Source organism: Bacillus sp. FSL E2-8887 (assembly GCF_038007205.1).
Lineage (GTDB): Bacteria > Bacillota > Bacilli > Bacillales > Bacillaceae_G > Bacillus_A > Bacillus_A mycoides.
Map to the genome: position 1 here is coordinate 3,967,019 of NZ_JBBOWS010000001.1, position 21,824 is coordinate 3,988,842.

Annotated in this window: 24 protein-coding genes and 1 pseudogene; 8 read left to right on the plus strand and 17 right to left on the minus strand. The window is 35.4% G+C overall.

Features of this window, described 5'->3' with window-relative positions:
* The first annotated feature begins 75 nt into the window (after positions 1–75).
* Complete coding sequence (gene comER, locus NSQ08_RS20350; RefSeq protein WP_016100601.1) at positions 76–903, plus strand: late competence protein ComER; 828 nt, start codon at positions 76–78, stop codon at positions 901–903.
* A gap of 172 nt (positions 904–1,075) precedes the next feature.
* Here comER and NSQ08_RS20355 read toward each other — a convergent pair whose 3' ends face one another.
* The 8 genes from NSQ08_RS20355 to NSQ08_RS20390 all read right to left on the minus strand — a co-directional run bounded on the left by NSQ08_RS20355 (position 1,076) and on the right by NSQ08_RS20390 (position 6,208).
* Positions 1,076–1,825, minus strand: a complete 750-nt coding sequence (locus NSQ08_RS20355) for a class I SAM-dependent DNA methyltransferase (protein WP_002088700.1) — start codon at positions 1,823–1,825, stop codon at positions 1,076–1,078.
* On the minus strand, positions 1,822–2,178 hold the full coding sequence (gene rsfS, locus NSQ08_RS20360) for a ribosome silencing factor (protein WP_000653209.1): 357 nt from the start codon (positions 2,176–2,178) through the stop codon (positions 1,822–1,824). The genes NSQ08_RS20355 and rsfS overlap by 4 nt, the downstream gene beginning before the upstream one ends.
* A complete protein-coding gene (gene yqeK, locus NSQ08_RS20365) occupies positions 2,175–2,744 on the minus strand; it encodes a bis(5'-nucleosyl)-tetraphosphatase (symmetrical) YqeK (protein WP_002143180.1) in 570 nt (189 codons plus the stop codon). Before yqeK ends, rsfS begins: the two co-directional genes overlap by 4 nt.
* Positions 2,734–3,303 carry a nicotinate-nucleotide adenylyltransferase gene (locus NSQ08_RS20370; RefSeq protein ID WP_002067321.1) on the minus strand — a complete coding sequence of 190 codons (570 nt, stop codon included), beginning with the start codon at positions 3,301–3,303 and terminating at the stop codon, positions 2,734–2,736. Before NSQ08_RS20370 ends, yqeK begins: the two co-directional genes overlap by 11 nt.
* A 135-nt stretch (positions 3,304–3,438) precedes the next feature.
* Entirely contained in the window at positions 3,439–3,732 is a 294-nt protein-coding gene (yhbY, locus tag NSQ08_RS20375; protein WP_201034325.1) for a ribosome assembly RNA-binding protein YhbY, read from the minus strand.
* A gap of 4 nt (positions 3,733–3,736) precedes the next feature.
* Complete coding sequence (gene aroE, locus NSQ08_RS20380) at positions 3,737–4,570, minus strand: shikimate dehydrogenase (RefSeq protein ID WP_002015222.1); 834 nt, start codon at positions 4,568–4,570, stop codon at positions 3,737–3,739.
* Between the two features lie 15 nt (positions 4,571–4,585).
* On the minus strand, positions 4,586–5,692 hold the full coding sequence (yqeH, locus tag NSQ08_RS20385; RefSeq protein ID WP_002015224.1) for a ribosome biogenesis GTPase YqeH: 1,107 nt from the start codon (positions 5,690–5,692) through the stop codon (positions 4,586–4,588).
* Positions 5,693–5,695: 3 nt separating this feature from the next.
* Positions 5,696–6,208, minus strand: coding sequence for a YqeG family HAD IIIA-type phosphatase (locus tag NSQ08_RS20390; RefSeq protein WP_002015225.1), 513 nt, complete (start codon positions 6,206–6,208; stop codon positions 5,696–5,698).
* Positions 6,209–6,454: 246 nt separating this feature from the next.
* On the opposite strand from NSQ08_RS20390, the gene NSQ08_RS20395 reads away from it, so the two are divergent.
* On the plus strand, positions 6,455–6,610 hold the full coding sequence (locus tag NSQ08_RS20395) for a sporulation histidine kinase inhibitor Sda (protein WP_002015226.1): 156 nt from the start codon (positions 6,455–6,457) through the stop codon (positions 6,608–6,610).
* 152 nt (positions 6,611–6,762) lie between these two features.
* Here NSQ08_RS20395 and NSQ08_RS20400 read toward each other — a convergent pair whose 3' ends face one another.
* From NSQ08_RS20400 to NSQ08_RS20410, 3 genes are all read right to left on the minus strand, one after another.
* Complete coding sequence (locus tag NSQ08_RS20400) at positions 6,763–7,551, minus strand: phosphatidylserine decarboxylase (protein ID WP_002129166.1); 789 nt, start codon at positions 7,549–7,551, stop codon at positions 6,763–6,765.
* 291 nt (positions 7,552–7,842) lie between these two features.
* Positions 7,843–8,556: an RNA polymerase sporulation sigma factor SigK gene (gene sigK, locus NSQ08_RS20405; protein WP_000051382.1), complete on the minus strand. Its 714-nt coding sequence runs from the start codon at positions 8,554–8,556 to the stop codon at positions 7,843–7,845.
* Between the two features lie 183 nt (positions 8,557–8,739).
* Positions 8,740–10,236, minus strand: coding sequence for a YcdB/YcdC domain-containing protein (locus NSQ08_RS20410; RefSeq protein WP_340778439.1), 1,497 nt, complete (start codon positions 10,234–10,236; stop codon positions 8,740–8,742).
* A 304-nt stretch (positions 10,237–10,540) separates the two neighbouring features.
* On the opposite strand from NSQ08_RS20410, the gene NSQ08_RS20415 reads away from it, so the two are divergent.
* A complete protein-coding gene (locus NSQ08_RS20415) occupies positions 10,541–11,191 on the plus strand; it encodes a GTP pyrophosphokinase (protein WP_002015229.1) in 651 nt (216 codons plus the stop codon).
* A gap of 26 nt (positions 11,192–11,217) precedes the next feature.
* Here NSQ08_RS20415 and NSQ08_RS20420 read toward each other — a convergent pair whose 3' ends face one another.
* Positions 11,218–11,682, minus strand: coding sequence for a hypothetical protein (locus NSQ08_RS20420; RefSeq protein ID WP_002143183.1), 465 nt, complete (start codon positions 11,680–11,682; stop codon positions 11,218–11,220).
* 54 nt (positions 11,683–11,736) lie between these two features.
* Positions 11,737–13,122 (minus strand): alkaline phosphatase, encoded by a 1,386-nt coding sequence (locus NSQ08_RS20425; RefSeq protein ID WP_002034084.1) that lies wholly within the window; start codon positions 13,120–13,122, stop codon positions 11,737–11,739.
* Positions 13,123–13,391: 269 nt separating this feature from the next.
* Between NSQ08_RS20425 and NSQ08_RS20430 the strand changes: the two genes are divergently transcribed.
* Positions 13,392–14,231 (plus strand): GNAT family N-acetyltransferase, encoded by an 840-nt coding sequence (locus NSQ08_RS20430; RefSeq protein ID WP_201031802.1) that lies wholly within the window; start codon positions 13,392–13,394, stop codon positions 14,229–14,231.
* A 15-nt stretch (positions 14,232–14,246) separates the two neighbouring features.
* Positions 14,247–15,131, plus strand: a complete 885-nt coding sequence (locus NSQ08_RS20435) for an alpha/beta fold hydrolase (protein WP_340778451.1) — start codon at positions 14,247–14,249, stop codon at positions 15,129–15,131.
* 36 nt (positions 15,132–15,167) lie between these two features.
* On the opposite strand, the gene NSQ08_RS20440 is transcribed toward NSQ08_RS20435, so the two are convergent.
* The 3 genes and pseudogenes from NSQ08_RS20440 to NSQ08_RS20450 all read right to left on the minus strand — a co-directional run bounded on the left by NSQ08_RS20440 (position 15,168) and on the right by NSQ08_RS20450 (position 16,853).
* The gene (locus tag NSQ08_RS20440; protein WP_002015237.1) at positions 15,168–15,668 is read right to left on the minus strand and encodes a DoxX family protein; all 501 of its coding nucleotides are present in this window, start codon (positions 15,666–15,668) and stop codon (positions 15,168–15,170) included.
* 216 nt (positions 15,669–15,884) lie between these two features.
* Positions 15,885–16,277: pseudogene (locus NSQ08_RS20445) on the minus strand (hypothetical protein); the annotation flags it as partial.
* Positions 16,278–16,853 carry a histidine phosphatase family protein gene (locus NSQ08_RS20450; RefSeq protein WP_002034088.1) on the minus strand — a complete coding sequence of 192 codons (576 nt, stop codon included), beginning with the start codon at positions 16,851–16,853 and terminating at the stop codon, positions 16,278–16,280.
* 169 nt (positions 16,854–17,022) lie between these two features.
* Between NSQ08_RS20450 and NSQ08_RS20455 the strand changes: the two genes are divergently transcribed.
* Together NSQ08_RS20455 and NSQ08_RS20460 are read left to right on the plus strand one after the other, a co-directional pair.
* Positions 17,023–17,361 (plus strand): hypothetical protein, encoded by a 339-nt coding sequence (locus tag NSQ08_RS20455; RefSeq protein ID WP_002034089.1) that lies wholly within the window; start codon positions 17,023–17,025, stop codon positions 17,359–17,361.
* 72 nt (positions 17,362–17,433) lie between these two features.
* Positions 17,434–17,556 (plus strand): DUF4023 domain-containing protein, encoded by a 123-nt coding sequence (locus NSQ08_RS20460; protein WP_000071861.1) that lies wholly within the window; start codon positions 17,434–17,436, stop codon positions 17,554–17,556.
* 42 nt (positions 17,557–17,598) lie between these two features.
* On the opposite strand, the gene NSQ08_RS20465 is transcribed toward NSQ08_RS20460, so the two are convergent.
* The gene (locus NSQ08_RS20465; protein WP_340778455.1) at positions 17,599–18,837 is read right to left on the minus strand and encodes a TolB family protein; all 1,239 of its coding nucleotides are present in this window, start codon (positions 18,835–18,837) and stop codon (positions 17,599–17,601) included.
* A 229-nt stretch (positions 18,838–19,066) separates the two neighbouring features.
* Here NSQ08_RS20465 and NSQ08_RS20470 point away from each other — a divergent pair, with 229 nt between their 5' ends.
* Complete coding sequence (locus tag NSQ08_RS20470; protein ID WP_340778460.1) at positions 19,067–21,814, plus strand: S8 family peptidase; 2,748 nt, start codon at positions 19,067–19,069, stop codon at positions 21,812–21,814.
* The last annotated feature ends 10 nt before the right edge of the window (positions 21,815–21,824 follow it).

The window sequence follows — 21,824 nt, forward strand, 5'->3', positions numbered from 1 at the left end:
TACACCTCTAATCATAAATTTATAACATCATTCATATTGTTTAGGAGAAAGCTGTTACGAAGGAGGGATGAAACATTGAACATAGGAATTATAGGGACAGGGAACATGGGGAATATACTAATCGATGCATTTTTAGAAACCCGTGCTGTCAAACCTTCGTGCCTTACTATTATTAATCGGACGCCTGCCAAAGCATATCATATAAAAGAAAAATACCCTTCTGTTCATATAGCCAAAACAATCCAAGAGGTAATCGAACAATCCCAGCTTATTTTCATTTGCGTAAAACCGATAGACATATACCCTATTCTACAAAAATACGCTGACCATTTTTCAGACGAAGATTGCTTAGTTTCTATCACAAGCCCCATATCTCCATCACAATTAGAAACACTTATACCTTGCCACGTCGCTCGTATCATTCCAAGCATCACAAACCGCGCCTTATCCGGCGCATCACTATTTACATTTGGAAATAACTGCTCTCTAGAATGGCAACAAAAACTACTTCGTCTATTCAAAAACATTTCTACTCCCCTTGTTATAGAAGAAGATATAACGCGCGTTTCATCTGATATAGCAAGCTGCGGCCCTGCTTTTTTTAGTTATTTATTACAATGTTTCATTAACGCTGCTGTAGATAAAACAAATATTACACATGAAGAAGCCACTACTTTAGTAAGTGAAATGGTCATTGGAATGGGGAAATTACTCGAAAAAGAAATTTTCACATTACCTACTTTACAAGAAAAGGTATGCGTTAAAGGCGGTGTTACAGGAGAAGGTATTCGTATTTTAGAAGAGCACGTTGGGGATATGTTTCATAAATTAATCGAACGGACACATGAGAAATTTGATGAAGACTTAAAATGCGTTGAGCAGCAATTCGATAAACACACATAATAAATACGCCATCGTAATCCCAAACCCTTTTTATTAATACTTATCTTTTTCATGCTACATTTTCACTAAAACTAGCATTTTTACACTTTACACATATCATCTTTTTATTTTTCTAGAACTAAAACTACATCTTTTCTATAAAAGAAAAGCAACCTTATCGGTTGCTTTTCTTTTATCCATTCTTCTTCGCCATAAAAAAGATGCGCTCTGTTTGTTCTGTCACTTCAATTCGTTCAAAGTCACCTGTGACGCGAAGCACTGTAAACCCAGCTTCTTCAAGCCATTTTGTTAACACTTCAACCGAATACGCACGTTGCACGTGACATTCGTCAAAACGATGATACACATCTTCTTCTGAATCTTGTACAAAGAATGTCAAATCATGTTCCACACTATCTGATTCTTCTCCAGGGAAGCAGTTCCAAATAAGTGATATTTCTTCGCCGTTCACTGTATATGTTTCATTTTGAAATACGTGATGTATTTTATATAAAGAGTGTACATCGAATAAAAACAAGCCATCCTGACGTAAATGGTGGAAAACTCTTCTAAATGTTTCTTGCACTCCATCTTCTTGCAATACGTAATTTAATGAGTCACAAAAGATTGTCACACAATCAAATTCACCAGGAACATCGAGCTCTCTCATGTCTTGTTGGTAAAAAGGAATAAAATATCCTTCTCCCCCCAATTTTTGCTGCGCGACAGTTAACATTTCTTCCGAAAGATCTACACCAATTAAATCATAACCTTTTCGCACAAGCGGAAGTGTTACGTTACCAGTTCCACATGCTACGTCAAGGATTCTTGCCTCTTTCATAGATGCCTGTTGTAAACTTTCCTCTGTGAATTCCACCCATTTATCATAAGGGACATCATTCATCAGTTCGTCATACAGCAAAGCAAATTGTTCGTATTTCATTGATCTAGCTCATCTGCAATATCTTCACGCGGCACATCGCCCCATAGACGCTCTAAATTATAGTGATTACGCTCATCTTTATGGAATACATGAGCAACCACATCACCAAGGTCTACTAAAACCCAACGTGCTTCATCAAAGCCTTCCATACGTTGTACGTTAATTTCGAACTCATGTGCCTTCGCTTTAATTTCACGTGCAATTGCTTGTACTTGCTTGTCTGAATTTCCGTGACAAATAATAAAATAGTCTGCAATCGGTGAAATACCTTGCATATTTAGTACAACCATATCTTCTGCTCTCTTATCATCAGCTGCTTTTGCCGCTAATACTAATAACTCTTTATCTTTCATTTATTAATTTCCTCCTTGATAACTTCATTGTATGTTTGGAATGTTAATGGATAAATCGTTTGATCTTTTTCCATTAAAAATTGAATTGTTCGCTTTAAAGCAAACAGTAAAGCTTGATTTATATCTTTATATGCGAGTTTCCTCGCTTCTTCCACACCAGGAAACTTACGTCCTGGTTCAATGTAATCTGCTACATAAATAACTTTATCTAACATTGTCATTTTTTCATGACCACTTGTATGATATGTAATAGCTTGTAGAATTTCAGGATCAGTAATGCCTACTTCTTTTTCTACTAAGTATGCCCCAACAGGTGCATGCCATAACTCTTTGTTATAGTGCAGTAGATCCTTTGGCAAAGCTTCTCTCTTGATAATCTCTTCCATTTCTGGAATCGCTCTACATTTTGCATAATCGTGAAATATAGCAGCCGTCTCTGCCTTTTTCTCATCTACACCATATAACCTAGCAAGTTCAATCGCTGTTTCCATTACACCAACCGTGTGTATATAACGTTTTTCATGCATTTGTTGTTTGACAATACTAAGTGCTTCCTCACGATTCATACAACCCATTCCTCTCGATATATACCTGTACTTTTTCGGGGAGTAAATATTTGCACGTTTTCTTCGTCATATATCTCTCACGTAACAGAGAAGAAGAAACTGCAAACTCCGGAATTTCCACTTTTACGATATCATAAGGCGTATGTAATGTATAACCTGGTCTTGCAACTCCAACGAAAGTCACAAGCTTAAGTAACTTTTCAATGTTATACCACTTCGGCAAATACTCAACCATGTCTCCGCCAATAATAAAGTGAAACTGCACATCCGGATACTTCTCCGTTAATTGTACCATAGTATCGTACGTATAAGATGGGCCTTCTCTGTCTAGCTCTTCTAAACAAATTGAAAAGTATGCTTCTTCCTCAATCGCTATTTGCAGCATGTTTAATCGACTTTTCACACTCGTAATGTTACGTCCTTGCTTGTGCGGTGGAATTTGATTCGGCAAAAACCATACCTCTTCCAACCCTAAAGCATGATACACTTCATTTGCAATTAACAAATGTCCATTATGAGGTGGATCAAACGTGCCACCAATAATGCCAATTTTTCTCAAAAGAAACGCCCCTTCCTTTTACATACAGCAACTCTCCCCATACAAATTCGAAGAGAGCCCACTGTTAATAAAAGTTCAATTGGTTTCGCTTTCTACATATCAAGCGTCCATTACGAAATAACTCACGTATATCTTTTATCGAGGAAGCTTAATCTGCTTATTTTCTCTTGATTCTTTGTATAAAACAATTGTGCTTCCGATTACTTGAACGATTTCAGCTCGTGCACCTTGTGCAAGCTCTTCTGCAATTTCACTACGATCAAATTCACAGTTTTGTAATACGCTCACTTTAAATAGTTCACGAACTTCTAATGCTTCTCCAATTTGTTTCACCATATTTTCATTCACGCCACCTTTTCCAACTTGAAAAATCGGTGTTAAATGATGTGCCTTTGCACGTAAAAATCTTTTTTGTTTTCCTGTTAACATATAATTAGCCTCCAAGCTCTCTCATTACTAATTGTTTCATTCTATCAATATTCGGCACACACCCTGTCCACATTTCAAACGCAAGTGCACCTTGATAAACGAACATATCGATTCCATTTTGAATTATTGCACCTTGTTCTTTCGCATCGCCTAAAATTTTCGTCTCAAATGGATTATAAATAATATCAGAAACAATCGTTCCTTGTTTCAATGAACGAATTTCCAGCGGCGTATACTCAACATGTGGATGCATACCTATCGTTGTTGTTTGGATGATAATATCATATTCCCCTTGATTTTCTGCTGCACATTCTAACGATAGAGCATGCGAATTAACATTTGCCATGCACCCAGAGATAAGGTTTTTCGCCTTATCTCTCGTACGATTAGCAATATCAATTTCTTTCACACCTACATCGGCAAGCGAGAAGTAAATAGCTCGGCTAGCACCACCTGCACCGATTAATAAAATACGTTTCTCTTGAAGTGGATCTTCACTAATTGACTGCAGGGCACGAACAAAACCAATTCCATCTGTATTATACCCAATCAATTTTCCATCTCGATGAACTACTGTATTTACCGCACCGATTTGCCTTGCTAACGGGGCAATCTCATCCAAGTACTCCATAATTGCAACTTTGTGCGGAGTCGTTACATTAAATCCTGAAATACCTAATGCTTTCAAACCTTTTACTGCTTCCCCTAGCGCTTCTTCTTCTACAAGAAACGCATGATAATGGGCATCCATATTCAAGTGTTCAAATGCATCGTTATGCATAACGGGTGATAATGAATGTCCAATTGGATTTCCGATTACACCATATAATTGTTTCATAAATCCCTCTCCATATTAAATTAAAGATTTACGTAATGAAACACTTACTCCTTTTGGTACATGAGCAACAATTTTCGCTCCTGATTCATTTACAGTAACCCAGCCCAACCCAGAGAATACAACATCCGTTTTCGGCTCACGAATATTAAATTCATATTTCACAAACTTAGGCATATTTTCTAATTCTTCTGGTGTCGGTGGATTCAATAATTCTCCAGCGTGTTTTTCGTACAATTCATCAGCCTTTTCAAGCTTTGTACGATGGATTGTTAAACGGTTTGAGAAATGACAAGTGAATGCACGACGGCCCCCACTTACATAATCAAATCGTGCTAATCCACCAAAGAATAATGTTTGTTCTTCATTTAATTGGAATACCATTGGCTTAACTTCTGTAGTCGGTGTAATAAGCTTTAAGCTTTGTTTCCCAACATAATGCGCCATTTGATGATGATTAATAATACCTGGTGTATCGTATAAAGATGACGTTTCGTCTAATGGGATATCAATTAAATCAAGCGTTGTTCCTGGGAAATGTGATGTTGTAATTACATTCTCAGTCTCATCACTAAACTCTTTAATCATACGATTAATAAATGTTGATTTACCAACATTCGTACATCCAACAACATAAACATCTTTACCTTCGCGGTAATGCTCAATTGCATCAGCAAGTTCAGCGATTCCTTGTCCTTTAGCTGCACTAATTAAAAAGACATCTTCTGGTTTTAAACCAAGTTGCTTTGCACTATAGCGCATCCAATGTTTTACTTTATCATGCTTAACTGACTTTGGAATTAAGTCAGCCTTATTCCCTACAAGTAATACTTTATTGTTCCCTACAAAACGATGTAAGCCCGGTAACCAGCTACCATTGAAATCGAAAATATCTACGATTTTAACCACTAGTGCGTCTGATTGTCCAATTCCGTTCAAAATACGAAGGAAATCATCATCTGTTAAAGATACATCTTGAATTTCGTTATAATGTTTCAAACGAAAACAACGTTGGCAAATTACTTGTTCTTTTTCTAAAGATGATACAGGAGCGTATCCTACTTCATTTTTATTTTCTGTTTGAATTTCTACACCGCAACCAATACATTTAATTGTTTCAGTCAAACTTTATTCCTCCCAGTTAATTAAGCCTTTTTTCTTCATGTTTCTCATAATTCTTCGTTCAATTTTTCGATTAAATCGTGTCACCAATCCGTCCGTTTGCGCTACCGGTACAACTAAAATTGTATGAAGTCCCACACGATTCCCGCCGAGCACATCCGTTAGTAACTGATCTCCAATTACTACAACTTCATCTGGCTGCAGGTGCATCTCATGTATCGCACGCTTAAATGCGCGAACAAACGGTTTGCGCGCACTATGAATAAACGGAATACCTAATGGGTCAGCGAAGTCTTTAACGCGTTGCTCGTTGTTATTTGAAACGACCGTTACTTGAATATCATTTTCTTTCATTTTCAAAAACCACTCTTCAAGCTGTGGCGTTGCGTTTGGACGATCCCATTCAATTAAAGTGTTATCTAAATCAGTAATAACTCCTTTAATTCCACGTTTTTTCAAATCTTCTGGTTGAATATGATATATATTTTTCACATATTCATTTGGTAAAAATAACTTCAATTTCTTTCACCTCTTTGAGGATTTTTCATAAAATTTTTCGACAACATTTTTCGATAGATAACCTGTGGATAAACTTGTACACACTTTCCACGTTAATTTTTCAGTCAATTTGGAATTTACTAACAATCTATCCACATTTTATCCACTGAGTTATGTGGATAACCTCTTGTTTGTGACTGTCATATTTTTTTGGTACATTAAATGCAACAACGAATCAATCCTTATATTATTAGGAGGTGACTCACCTTGAAAACAAAACATATGGAACAGTTATCTACTGATTTACTCACTGAGTCTTATTATAAAGCAAAAGAACTAAAATTAAATCCCGACTTCATTTTACTTATAAAACAAGAAATTATTAGACGCTCGTTAGAGGACAAGCTCGTCAAATCTTCTTGAGTACATATAGATTGCTGATTGACCTGTAAAAAGAGCCATCCTGCGATGGCTCTCGAATAAACAAGTACTCCCATCTAGGGGATTTCTTCATTAAGCATCTTTGTCCACATTTCTTAATTAGAGCTTCATAAGTATATTATAAAACCTTTTCTTTACTTATGAGATACTCGGGTTGCAATTTTTTCACCAAGACGCAGCTCTTGCCCACTTGTCAATTCCTGCACTGCTTTAATCATATCTTTTTCAAATAATAAAACAACTGTTGAGCCAAATGTAAAGTATGCCATCTCTTCACCTTTTTGAACAGTACTTCTTTCATGAAGGAGCTCGATACTATTAACAAACATAGCACCTACTTTTACAAGTGCCATATGTTCGCCGTCACTATTTACTTCTGTAACAGAGCGATAATTTTTTGACAATGGTTCTTTCCCATACTCCATACCCGCTGCATTTACCGGATATGATTTTCTACCGAGTACAAATCTTTCAGTCACAGAGCCAGAAAGCGGGCTATGAATGCGATGATAATGACTTGGACTCAAATAAATCACCATATATGTACCGCCTGCATATCGCTTTGCACGCTCTTCATTACCTAGCATATCCACAATTGAATAACGCTTTCCTTTTATATCGAATGTTTTTGTATCCTCAATAGGACCTTGATCAGCAAAAACACCATCAACAGGACTAACGATACTCGATGCATCAGTATCAATACTACGCTTTCCTTCTTTTAGCCTACGTGTAAATAAATCATGCAATGTTCCATATTCCTTCAAACCCTTTTCCATCTCATCTTGATTAATTTGAAAAACTTTCACATACGATGGAATAATGATAGAGCTCAAACGAGATTGTGCAAATTTACGTAATATATAAGAAGTAAAACGACCATTTGTAAGTTCGATCATAAGTCGATATAATGTCCGTCGCAAATTACGAAACCTCCTAATCAGCCTATAACTTTAGTTTCCCCTTCTTTTCTCTCTATATCATATGTAAAATTGGTTCTTATTCCCACATATAGAATGGAGCCGTCTCGTTATACACGAAGAAAAACTAAGTATAATTTTTATTCTTAAATTGTTTAGCACCTTCTAATATTACAGATAGAACCCACCATTTTCAACAGTGAACATGTATTTCTTCTTAGAACAGCTCGTTTTCTTTCCGTTTTCCCGAAAGAAAAGCAGCCACTTTTAAAGTGTAGCTGCTTACAATACACATTATTCTTTTGCTTTTTTCTCTTTCTCAGCCCGCACAAATTCATGGAACATTTTCATTAAAGCACGCTTTTCAATTCGCGATACGTAGCTTCTTGAAATACCGAGTGCCTTCGCAATCTCCCTCTGTGTTTTCTCTTTATCAAGCCCAAGTCCAAAACGCTTCACAATTACTTCTTTCTCTCGTTCGTCCAAAATATCGATATACTCTTTAATTTTTTCTAACTCCATACTAAGCTGAATCATATCAATTACATCTTCAGATTCTGATTTTAATATATCAATAAGCGATATTTCATTACCCTCTTTATCTTGCCCAATCGGATCATGAAGTGAAACGTCTTTTTTCGTTTTCTTCAGCACACGTAAATGCATCAAAATTTCATTTTCGATACAGCGCGCTGCATATGTTGCAAGCTTAGTTCCTTTCCCTGCTGAATAGCTTTCAATCGCTTTAATAAGCCCAATGGTACCAATTGAAATTAAATCTTCTGCATCTTCACCAGTGTTTTCGAATTTCTTAACAATATGAGCTACAAGCCGTAAATTATGTTCAATTAAAAGATTTCTCGCTTGAGCATCACCTTGCTCCATTAACTCTAAGTACTTTCTCTCATCATCTGATGATAACGGCTGCGGGAACGCATTGTTCTTCACATAAGAAACAAATACAAACACTTCTCGAACCATATATCCAATTGCGGCGAATAGACTCAAACCTTTCACCTCCGCCAAAATAGTGGTCTTTACTATGTGTATGTGGGCTTGAGGTTGTTTGTGTCTGTACGATGTAAATATGGAACTCTTAACTTAATGGCATTCTTAAACCACTCAACGCTAATCATTAAATTTTTCTATAAACATAGTAAAAGCCAATCGAAACGTATCGATTGGCTTTTACTAATATTCACTCCAAATTTTCTCTCCAGTATGCGCATCTATGTAACGAATTTTCCGACTACAATCGACGGATTCTTTATGATTTTCACTTCTCGTTTGTTTATACAGCAGTTTATATTTCATTTCCTCTGCATCATGATCTATACACCATTCTAATTTTACTCGAATGACCTCTTTATATATTTCTAACGCTTTTTCTTTTGTTACTTTTTGTGCTGTTTCATGTGCAAGTAACTCTTTTATTATATTGCTAGGTTTTCCCGAGTAATGCATCACAGCACCATTTTCTGTATTAATGTTGACCATGAATTCCCTATACTCTACCGGAATTTCATTCACATATACTGAAAAGACAAATCTTTCAATCCCTTCATCTTCGTCACGTTCATCCCAAAGGCGAAGATATTGTGTAACATCTGGAATAACATGTTCTAAAAATTGAAGTGCTTTTTGTAAACATTCCTCTCTAGACAGTATTTGTTTTACTTCTTTATCGTCTGCCAGTTTTATAAAACCAATTAATTCCTTGGTTGATTTATCAATCGTAATGCCAACTAAATTATTATATTTTAACATCGGTAAATGCTTTTTAAAGAATTCATTCATTAAATATGGATTCTTTTCTTCTTTCTGTTTTTGTAATTCCTCTTTCGAAACAAATTTCATCCTTATTCCATCTTCATTTTCTGTCTCAGCCACTTTTGTAAAACTTTCTTTATCCCAGTCAAATAAATCGAATATATCATCTTGTTGACTACCTTTTTTCGGTTTTTCAACAGCTACAGTTGGAGGCAATTTATAATGATCTGGGTCAAATAAATCTTTACCTGTACTTGCATCAATAAACGCATGACTAGGTTCTGGTTCATATACAAGATGATAGCCTTTTACTTCCTCACCATTTTCATATTTACATGAAGAATGTGTTAAATCCACAAATACAAGTCTCATATCTTGTCTAGCTCTCAAAGTTTCTAAAACGACGTTCTCCTCAACAATTTCAATTGGCCATAACGGTTTTTTCCCTATAGCTTTTTGTCCATTGTAATGAAAATGCACAACATTACCTGAAGGATGAATTCGCACAACACATCCTGTATTCGGCAATGGATATCCATTCACTTCCTGCATATAATTTATTTCTTTCCAACCACGCCAGTCATCCTTAACTGACACATATGTATAAAATTCTAATTCTTCTTCCACATATTTTTTTATAAATACATTTGCAATCTCTCTTGCCTTATTCTCCTCTATCACTTCTTTATCACTCGAAAAATAATTTTCATCATCTATCCTGAATTCGAATAAATTACCAGTATGCCTATTTAATGTAATTTGTATCTTTTTCTCCTCATCCTCTTTATGCCCCCACCATAATAGATGATACGGATCATCCACTCCTTCTTGATCATCTACAACAAGCCTATATTCATCTGGAATTTCAATAATATGGGCCACTTGCTCTTTTCTTTTTTTATCTTTTGGATTCATCATACCCTCTCCTTTATTACAATTTAAGGTAATTATAACAAACAAAACCAAAATTCATTAGCAAAAAGACAAAAAGCTGAAACAATTAGTTCATACGAATTTCACATGAATCTATTACTATAAGAATTGTACATAGTGAAATTACTAACAATGACGTTTATTCATATATAATTTCATTTGAAAGGGGTTGAAAAGATGAAAACTAAATATCGCTTTATGATCTCATCATTTGCTGCTTGCGCCTACATGATTTGGTGTTTAGTATAATAACAACTTCACTTGTAAATAAGAAAAGGTGTGTATAGAAATGGAATATAACCAATCAACAGTTAACTACTGGAAAGCTTTTGTATTACCTTATACATTCGCTTTAGAAGAGTTAAAAACTAAATTTGAAATTATGAACCGGGAAGCTCAATTTTTAGAAGACTACAACCCGTTTGAACATATAAAAACAAGACTTAAACAACCCGAAAGTATCATTAGGAAGCTTGAGCGTAAAAACTTATCACCAACAGTTGAAAATGCTCAAACACAATTACAAGATATTATTGGCATCCGTATTACATGTTGCTTTGTAGAAGATATTTATCATTTAAAAGAAGTTATTGAAAATCGTGGAGACATGGAAATTGTAGAAGTAAAAGATTATATTGCTAATCCAAAAGGAAATGGCTATAAAAGTTTGCATATGATTATTAAATATCCATTGTCACTAAATTCTGGTACGAAAGATGTCTTTGCAGAAATTCAATTACGTACACTTGCCATGGACTTTTGGGCAAGTTTAGAACATAAACTTTACTACAAATATGAAGGAAATATACCTGACTATTTGAAAGATGAACTACATGACGCTGCTATGAAAGCTGAAGACCTCGATAATAAGATGGCAACAATCCGTCAAGATATTGATGACATTGAAGCATGTTCAAATCAAATTTTATTACCACTATAAAAAGGTTCTCTCCTATGAGAACCTTTTTATTTCTTCTCTATCGTACGAACCTCTTCAATCTTCCACCCTTCGTCTTCTTTTCCAAGTGCATACTGCATTTTCTTTTGGAGAGTAACCCCTCCATCTACTTCTTTTTCCTCCGTTTCAACAATAACAAGCCCACCTTTAAGAGCTTTCATATTCATATGTTCCAATTCTATTTTCTTATTTCCCTTTTGAAATGCCGCTTCCTTTTGTGTTTTTAAGTCTTCAGCACTAGGCATCTTCTTTGAAAATAACTCCATATGCTCAGCAAGATTTTTTTCATTCGTCGTCCGTACAAATGCCTCAATAACATCTTGAATGGATTTCTCTTCTTCTTTCGTTATATGTACCTTTTCCTCAGTTTTCCCAGCAGATTTTTGTTCTATATTATTCTCTTGAGATTGACATCCAACTAGCAATAATACGAATACTAGAAGGAATCTTAATTTCCCTAAAAAAAATCTCATCTTTCCATCTCCTAAAAAGAAAAGTGAGGCATTTCGCCTCACTTTCATTTATAATTAGCGTCTTCCTTTATTCGGATCGCCACCGCCAACGATGTCAAAGACACGTTTAGCTATATTTGTATTCTCTTGAACGCCAGAGAATAAGTATTTACCTGGTCCGAATGCATATACGTTCACATCTTCACCTGTATGTCCACCCGTTGTCCAACCTGTAACCGAACGCTTATTGAAGATATCTTCAATTGCATTATCAATCTTTGTTACATCTTTTGATGGAGCTATATCATTTACAGCTTTAATTTCTTCTGGTGTTAATTGTAGATCAATATACTTTTTCAATGTTTCTTCTACATTTGCACCTTTTACAATCTCACTTGCCATAAAGTCTGGCGTACGTTTCGCAGCTTTAATCGGATCTACTTTAAAATTATACTCACCATTCGCACCTAAAGATAATCCGCCAGTAGAATGATCTGCAGTTGCAACAACTAATGTGTTCTTATCTTTTTTCGCAAACTCAATTGCTGCTTTAAACGCTTTTTCGAAGTCTTCCATTTCACTCATTGCACCGACAATATCATTATCATGTCCAGCCCAATCAATTTGACTACCTTCGACCATTAAGAAGAAACCGTCTTTATTTTTGTTCAAGCGCTCAATCGCTGCATTTGTCATCTCTTCTAATGAAGGTGTTTTGTCAGTACGGTCAATCATTTTGTCTAAACCACCTGGTGCAAATAAGCCAAGAACTTGATCGCTTTTATCATTTAATAATTGATTACGATCTGTTACATAACTATAACCAGACTGCTTAAATTCTTCTGTAAGATTGCGGTCTTTTCTAACAAAGTTCTTTACGCCCCCGCCAAGCATAACATCTATTTTATGCTTACCTTTAATTTTTTCATCAAAGTAATCATTTGCAATTGCGTCCATATTTTTACGACTAATATCATGTGCACCGAATGCAGCTGGTGTTGCATGCGTAATTTCAGAAGTTGCAACGAGTCCCGTTGACTTCCCTTTTTCTTTCGCTTGCTCCAATACTGTTTTCACTTCAGCTTTATCATTATCTACTGCAATAGCTGCGTTATATGTTTTTATACCTGCTGACATCGCAGTAGCTGCCGATGCAGAGTCTGTAATATTTTCATGTTCATCTTCTGGATATGTTTTTTGTGTTCCTACAAGATGCTTATCAAATTCTGTAGATTCCATCTCAAATGTTTTTGGATTATCTTTCATATAACGATGAGCTGTCATATATGAAGGCCCCATACCGTCCCCAATTAATACAATGACATTTTTAATTTTTGCATTGTTTCCGTTCTCATCTGCATTAACCTCACTAGAACGCGTAAAATTCCATGTTGCTACCGAAGTAACTGCTAACGACGCCACAACTGCAAATGGCCATGCTTTTTTTACAAACTTTTTCACTGTCTTGTCCCCCTAATTAGGTTATTCATTTCCCACTATCAAATTTAATAGAAGACTGTTAAGAGAAAATGAGTTATATGTAAATTTTTTGTTAACTTATGTAAATTTAAGTTATAATTTGTATAAGTTTGTCTTTTCATATCAAGCATACTCCCCTTTACAAAGATAAATATAAACATGTTGGATTTCTTTTAATACGAACCTATTATTTTACATTTCTTAATATTATTCTTATTTTTTCTAATTTAAATAGAAATATGGTGAACTTTATGAAAACAGTAAAACTAGACGAATCTTCCATTCCAGATTTACTCTCTCTTTGCGAATCAGTTGGGTGGTTACAGTATGAGAGTTTTATGAAAGAGCAATTCCATATGTACCTTTCCATTGGCACAATTTTTGGCTATGTACATGAGAATAAACTTATTGCAGCGGGCGGGGTCTTTTCGTTTGCCCCTGGATTTTCTTCTATCGGTATGTTAATCGTGCATCCTGATTTTCAAAGAAAAGGAATTGGCCGTATTTTGTTAAACAATAGCTTAAAAGTAACTTATCCATCGCTCCCTATTACGCTCATTGCAACAAAAGCTGGTGAATCCTTATATGAATCTTATGGATTTCAATCAATAACAACAATTCATCGTTTCGAAAAACAAGCGGCTCATATAAGTACAAATTCTTTTCCCATAAAACAAATTCAGCAAGCCGATCTTCAATCTCTCATTTTTCTTGATCAAACTGCGACTGGTGCAGATCGTTCTAAGCTTTATTTATCACTACTATCGAGAGCAACTTACTCCTTTAAAATAGAGCGGGATAATCAAATAGATGCTTTTGCTTTATGCATACAAAAAGGAAATGTACTATGTATCACTCCGCTTATTTCAAAAAAAGAAAAAGACGCTATTCAGTTATTAGAAATAATTTGCAACTCGTGGAATGGGACAATACGCATTGATGTTCCTCACTCACAATTCATTTTCCGTCAATTTCTTCAAACAGAAAATTTCCAGGAAACGCTCCTTTCACCTCTTATGATAAAGAACGGTAATCAACTTCCTGGAAATCGTAATATACTATTTGCTATGATAGATGCAGCGTTATGTTAGAAAGGGGACACCTAATTGAAGCGATTTAGCTATTTTATGGTAGGTTGTCTTACTCTTACACTATTAGTAGGATGTAGTGCAGCAGAAAAGCCAGTAGAACAAGTAAAACAAGTTAAAAATACAATTACAGCGAAACTAGCTACCGAGGAAAAAATGGTAGAGATAGATGGTCAAACGATTTACTTTAAAAAGATTGGTGATGAAAAACCACCTTTACTTATGATCCATGGATTTGGAGGATCATCCAATGGTTTTCAAAAGGTTTACTCAGATTTAGCAAAAGATCATACGATTATTTCTGTTGATGCTTTAGGATTCGGACGTTCCTCTAAACCGATGGATTTTTATTATTCTTTCCCAACTCATGCAAATTTGTATTATAAGTTAATGAAAAAATTAGGGTATGACTCATTCGCAATACTGGGACATTCTATGGGCGGAGAAATTTCTCTTAATTTAACATATTTATACCCCGAAGCGGTTACCCACCTTATTTTAACTGATGCTACAGGCGGCCCTCATACGTTCGTTAATAAACAAGGTTCACCAAAACCAAAGTTGTCGACTGATTTAAGTGCCGTTTCTTCTATTGCAGATTATGATGAGAGCAAAGTTAAATTCAAGCGTAATGATGAAGAGCATTATAATAAAATGAAATTATGGCCTAGGCGTCTTAAAATCAATGCAACTGAAATCAAGCAACCAACTTTAATTATATGGGGAAGAAATGATAGTAGCGTTTCTTGGAAAGAAGGAGAAACTTATCATCAATTCTTAAAAAACAGCACTTTCCATATTATTGAAAAAGGTTATCATGCTCCATTTCGTCAAGAGCCACAAGAATTTGTAGGGTATGTAAAAGATTTCTTCGAGAAAAATCCTATAAGTGCTGAAAAATAAACGGGTATCTCATTTTGAGATACCCGTTTTCATATATTAAGCAGCTTGCTTTTGGCGTTTTTGAATTTTTGATCCTAGTACTTTTGGAATAACTAAGCCATCAATTCCAAGTTTTCCAGCATTCATACCAGAAACAAGAACGAACATGGATAAGATAACCATTTCAGGGTTTACACCAATTGACCCACTAAACATATAGGAAAAGTTCATTACAAGACCGAAAAAGACCGCTGTTTTTGTTAAACAGCCTACAATTAAACCAATTCCGACTAAAATTTCTCCCCACGTCACAAGTGTATTAAATAAATCAACGTTTGGAATTGCAAAATCTTGTAAGAATGATGCCCACCAAGATTGAACAGCTGGTTGTGCTCCTTTAGATTTTTCAATTGCACCTTGTAAATAACCAGTTGCATCGAAGCCTTTCCCTTGTAGTTTACCGATTCCAGCCATTACCCATGTGTAACCAAGATACACTCGAATTATCGCTAATACAAAAGAAACTGCTTTGTTTTCTCTTAAAAATTGAATAATCATATCTTCCTCCTAAAGTTGTAATTAAATCAGTTACAGATAATATAATAACATTAGTTACTTACTTTTAAAACGTTAATCGTGAATAATTTGTGACATACATAAAAAACATTACATACTAACGTTTATATAGTAACTTTTATTACCTGTAAAAACTTGAACATATCATACCACAGGTGATAATCATTTTCATTGAAGAAAATGTAAAAAAACTGTGAGTTAAATGTGAAACGCATTCATTCGAATATAGAATAAATCCGTTTCATATTGTTTATATACTCGAAATGTACATGTCTCCTCATCGGTTAATCTCGCTTCTCGAACAACTTCTTCTAACGTTTTGTCATGGTTAATAAACCCGTAAAATAGGCGTATTGTAAACATAAGTGCTACATTTCCATCTACATAATCTATCAATCCAACATATGATTTTACACCACTATGTAAAAAGGATTCTACTAGTTTCAACTCCCCAAACTTATACCAACCATTTACAATATGTGTAATATGCAATTTTGCATATTACTTAATTTCTGCTACGCTAAAGTATACTCCCGGCCCATTTAAGTCGTACACATCTTCTCCTAGCTCTTCCATTACAAATTTTCTCTCCTATAAGTCCATTTCATATATACCCGTTTCTTTCAAAAAATCAGCTCTAGTTAAAGCGACTTTCTGTAAATATTGCCTATACGCTGTAATTGTTCCATCGTGTGCAACGATACAAATTTTTTCTGCTTTTAACTGATAGCACCAGTGCAGAAATTCATCTACTATTTGCTGAAATTCCATCTCCGAGATGATATTGACTCCCTCATTCCATAACAATTCATTTCTACTTTTTTCTAATGAAAAATGTGGAAATAAATTTTGTATTATCTTTCGATCTAACAATTGATCGCACGGTAATGTTTTAGCGGATTCCCGATAAGGAAAAATACGCGGGGATATATATGGGTGAACAATTTTTTGACAAGCAACTTCCGCACTCCATATTGTCGCAGTTTGTAAAGTTCGAAGTGTAGGACTAGCAATTAATATATCCTTTTCTTGTAATGGTACATCGCACTGAAGCAATTTAGCCTGCTTCTTTCCCACGCCCGTCAATGGCGGATTCACTGCTTGTAAACTTAATGGTAAATCTTTCGTATGTTCACCTTCACCATGCCGAACAAAAATAAGTTTCATTCTCCTCTTCCTCTCACTAGGAAATAGTCTCACATATTTCTTCCCTATTTTTTTCTTTACTCCTGCTATTTTAAAAAGCAGAATGTAAAAAGTGTTTGATATCAACGTTTGGAAAATATTACAATTATATATGTAAAATACTTTTTACAAGAAGAGGAGGATTACAAATATGAAATGGATTATCGTCTTTATGGGAATGATCATATGTGGATACATAAATGGCTTTTTTAATAGTGATAAAACTGCTAATCCTTGGATTACAGATGATGAGCGTGAAACAAAAATTAAACAAAAAGCAATTATCGCAAGCTGGTCCGGTGTTTTCATATTTTGTATCATTAACCTCTTAAACAAATGGTTAGGTTCAGGAACGAGCGATACATCACCTTACTTACCATCTTCTGTCACAACTATTTTAAAAGAAAATGTAGAGTTACAAGTTTTACTTATGTTATTCATTACGTATGGACTATTTTACTTATACTACCGAAGAAAACTAAGCGCTTAACTTTTATCTCATGATTATCCTCCTAAATGGTTATAGTAACTAGGACGCAATGAAAAAAGGAGAGATATAAAAATGAGTAACTCAAATGACTTTTTAGATACATTACATGAAAAACAAGCAAAAGATGAACAAAATAGAAAGCGCCAAGGGAACGGAAACCCTGCGAAAAAAAAGCCAAATAAAACACATAAATAACATTGAAAAACCTGCCTGAAAATTATATTTTAGGCAGGTTTTTTACTCGTCTTTAACCGAAACGACATCTTCCCAATTCCATTTCTCATAATACCACTCTGGCACATCTATATTTTCAATCCACTTCTTTTCATGTTTTCCATCGCTATGAGCAAGCCATACATCAGCTTTCTTACGATTTGAACGGAGCCACATTAATTGGTTGCTTTTCTTACTAAAAATAGGGTTATAATCGCCTTGGCTATTTAATGGCTTTGTAATTTGATGTTGTTCATCTGTTGTACTATTTATTTCATATAAAGATGGTAGTGGTCTTTTTTCTAGAGGGACCGATAGCTCTGCTTCCTTTGCCCTTGAAACGATAATTACATTATCGTTCTTCCATGTGAAATCCCAATCAACATAGCCTTTTGGAGTAAATGTATTTTGCTGGAGAGCCGGCAATTCTTTTATTTTTAAATGCTTATTCTCTAAAGCCACTCTCCCGCTTCCTTCAATATAGGCTAATATATTCTTTGATGGCGCCCATTTGAACCATTGTGTGTTTAATAACATTTGATCTACTGTTTCAAAACGACTGCCCTCTGCTCGAATTAAGCAAAGGGTATTACCATCAGCTGACAAAGAAGCTGTTGGTACTGCCAAAAACGAAATCCATTTTTGATCTGGCGACCACTTAAATCCACTTCCAACTAATGCTAAAAAGTCATCATGCTCATTCGGTAGTGCATATAAATGTTTCATCTTATGAGGATTCATATTTGCATCCTTTTGTATTTCATATAACTGAGCACCTGTCCATCCTGTTGGAAGCAAGTACGCTTCTGATGATACAAGAAACTTCTTACCATCAGGATACCATGCATAGTCACCTACACCATTAGCTACGTTTTCAAAATCTGCTTTCTTTTTTTCAGCATCAAATGTATTTAATGTGCGTGCAAATACAAATGCAATTATATTCTCTGTTGGTGACCATTGATAATTCGATGCTTCTGATTGAGATGGCGTAACTTTCTTTCCATCTTTCAGCCGATACAGTTCAAAGTGATTTCGCTTCTTTCCTTTTGCATATGCAAGCCATTCTCCATTGTGTGACCATTTCGGCCCTGTTATGTACTCTCCTTTTGTAATTTGTTTTTCTTTTTCACCGACTTTAATCCAAAGATTATGATTACGAATAAAGGCAACTTTTACTCCATTGTTTTCTGCGCTAGTAATAGAACTTGAACAGAAAAAAAGGAACAAAATCACGATTCCACTTACTATAAACCTTTTCATATATCACCCCCATTTCCCCCTTTAGCATTCCTCATATTCCGCTTAATATATGCAAATATTATCCATTCGACATAATTCCAAAAAATTTCCCAAGAAATTTTCAATTCAAAGAGGTTTGGTATGAATTATGTCGAATGTATAGTTTAGCTAACATCCGTTCCTATAATTAACGATAAAAATGTAATATTTATTTTCAGAAAATTGGCACTTTTTATTAAGGGGAGTTTCAATGAAGAAAACTACATCAACACTATTAAGTATGGCGCTCGTCTTTTCGAGCTTTGGAGCATTAAGCGCCCATGATGAATCACTGCAAAAAGAGAAGCAATTTAGCCCACAGTTAAAAGTAAATATTGAACAATGGGGAGAAAACAAAATCGCGCAAAATGTTGAAACAAAAACATCAAAAGAAATTTCAGTTATTGTAGAATTGCAACATGCTCCACTCGCTTCACAAAGTAACATTCAACATGCTCCGGACCTACAAAATAGCAATGTGCAATCATACCATGCACAACTAAAAAAAGCACAAGAGGATACAACAGAGAAAATAAAAGAAAAAGCACCGAAAGCAACCATAAAAGAAACGTATAGTACGTTATTTTCTGGATTTTCTATTTCTATCCCAGGGGATCAAATTGCCGCTCTAGCTTCTTTACCTGAAGTAAAAGCAATTTATCCGAACTTAACATATAAATTACATGAAACGTCAAAAAGCCTAGCAGATCAAGAAACACCAAACGTTGGAGGCCCTACAGTTGGTGCACCTGAAGCTTGGAATTTAAAAGATCCGACTGGCAAATCCCTTGATGGAAAAGGGATGAAAGTCGCTATTATCGATTCAGGTGTCGACTATACCCATCCTGATTTACAAGCAAATTATATCGGTGGCTATGATACAGTCGATGAGGATAATGATCCGATGGATGGAAACGTTCACGGTACCCATGTTGCAGGAATTATTGCTGGTAACGGAAAAATAAAGGGGATTGCTCCGAATGCTTCTATACTTGCTTACCGTGTCATGAATGATGGTGGTACTGGTACGACCGAAGATATTATTCAAGGTATTGAGCGCGCTATTCAAGATGGTGCCGATGTTTTAAATCTATCTCTTGGTCAAGATTTGAATGTACCTGATCAACCTGTAACAATGACGTTAGAACGCGCAGCAAAACTTGGTGTTACTGCGGTCGTCTCAAATGGAAATGATGGACCAAAACCTTGGTCTGTTGACGCTCCTGGTAACGCAGGTAGTGTCATCTCTGTTGGAGCATCTACAGTTTCTATTCCATTTCCAACATTCCAAGTAGCTGGTTCCAATAAATCTTACCAAGGATTACCGTTATCAAAAGCAGACTTCCAAGTAGGAAACGATGCTCAGCTTGTCTATGTTGGCTACGGTAATTCAAGCGATTACGCTAAACAAGATGTAAAAGGTAAGTTCGCCCTTGTTTTACAAGGAACTTCGAGCACATTAGTAAAAGCAGAACAAGCGAAACAAGCTGGCGCTCTTGGCGTGCTACTAATTTCTAACGAAAAAGAAATTAATATTATGCCCGAATATTTTGCACGTGAAGATGTAGCTCTTCCAGTTATGCAACTATCAAATACAAATGGCGAAGAGTTAAAAACTTTAATTACAAAACGAAAGAAAAATATAAAAATTGGACAACCAAAGCAAACAGAACTTATTGGTAACTTTAGTTCAAGAGGACCATCACAAGGTAGTTGGCTTATAAGACCTGATATAGTTGCACCTGGAGTGAAAATTACTAGTACAGTGCCGGGAGGTGGCTATGAATCTCACAACGGGACAAGTATGGCTGCGCCGCAAGTAACAGGAGCTGTTGCCCTACTCCGTCAAATGCACCCTGATTGGACGACAGAACAATTGAAAGCAGCTCTTGCCAATACTGCAAAAACATTAAAGGATGTCAATGAAAATACATATCCTGTTATGGCACAAGGCTCTGGTTTAATTAACATTCCAAAAGCCGCTCAAACAGATGCATTAGTGAAACCTAACAATGTAAGTTTCGGTCTTATTAAACCTAATAGCGGTAAAGTGAAGTTAACACAAAATGTTACGTTACAAAATCTTTCTAACAAAAAGAAAAACTTTTCAACTCGTATTGAATTACTAGATACAAAAACAAAAGTCCAGACTTCTTTCTCTTCTTCTATTAGTATGAAACCTAATAGTAACATCGAAAAGCCTTTTACTATTACTGTAGATAGCTCCTTACCACAAGGTGTATATACAGGAAATCTATATGTAAAAGAGCAAGGGAAGACTGAAGAAATGCGTATTCCATTTACATTTAGCATCGATCCGAAAGAATACAAGCGTATTGATGGCCTTGAAATCGTTAATTCTACTTTCAGTCCAAATAATGACAAAATACTAGATGACAACCTGATCAATTACTATTTAGTTACACCAGTTGAGGATGTAACATTTCACGCTAATTTAATTACGAAAGACCGTGTAGCATATCAAGGCATGATACATCAAGGGAAAAATGAAACACCTGGTTATAAATCTTTCAAATGGAATGGTACGAAAACTGACGGATCTCCTCTACCTGATGGCTTATACCAAATCGAAGCTGTTGCTTCTAACTCTGGTGGAGAAACAAAGCAAACAGGAGCTGTATTTGTCGATCGTACTGCACCGAAGTTATCGTCTGAAGTAGATCAAGAAAACCTCGTAATTAGAGGGAAAGTAGATGATATACTTTTAGATTGGATGACAGAATCTGGATGGGTTGCTCCAGGACATCCAGTAACGATACAATATGAAATTAACGGAAATGGCGTGTGGGAAAGTGCGTTCCTGAACCCTTGGGAGAAAAGTTACGACATTTACTTCGATCGTAACCAATTACAACAAGGAAAAAATATAATTCATATTGTAGCAACCGATGCAGCTGGAAATAAGTCTAATTTAAACGTCGATTTAGAAGTGAGATAATAAAATTATT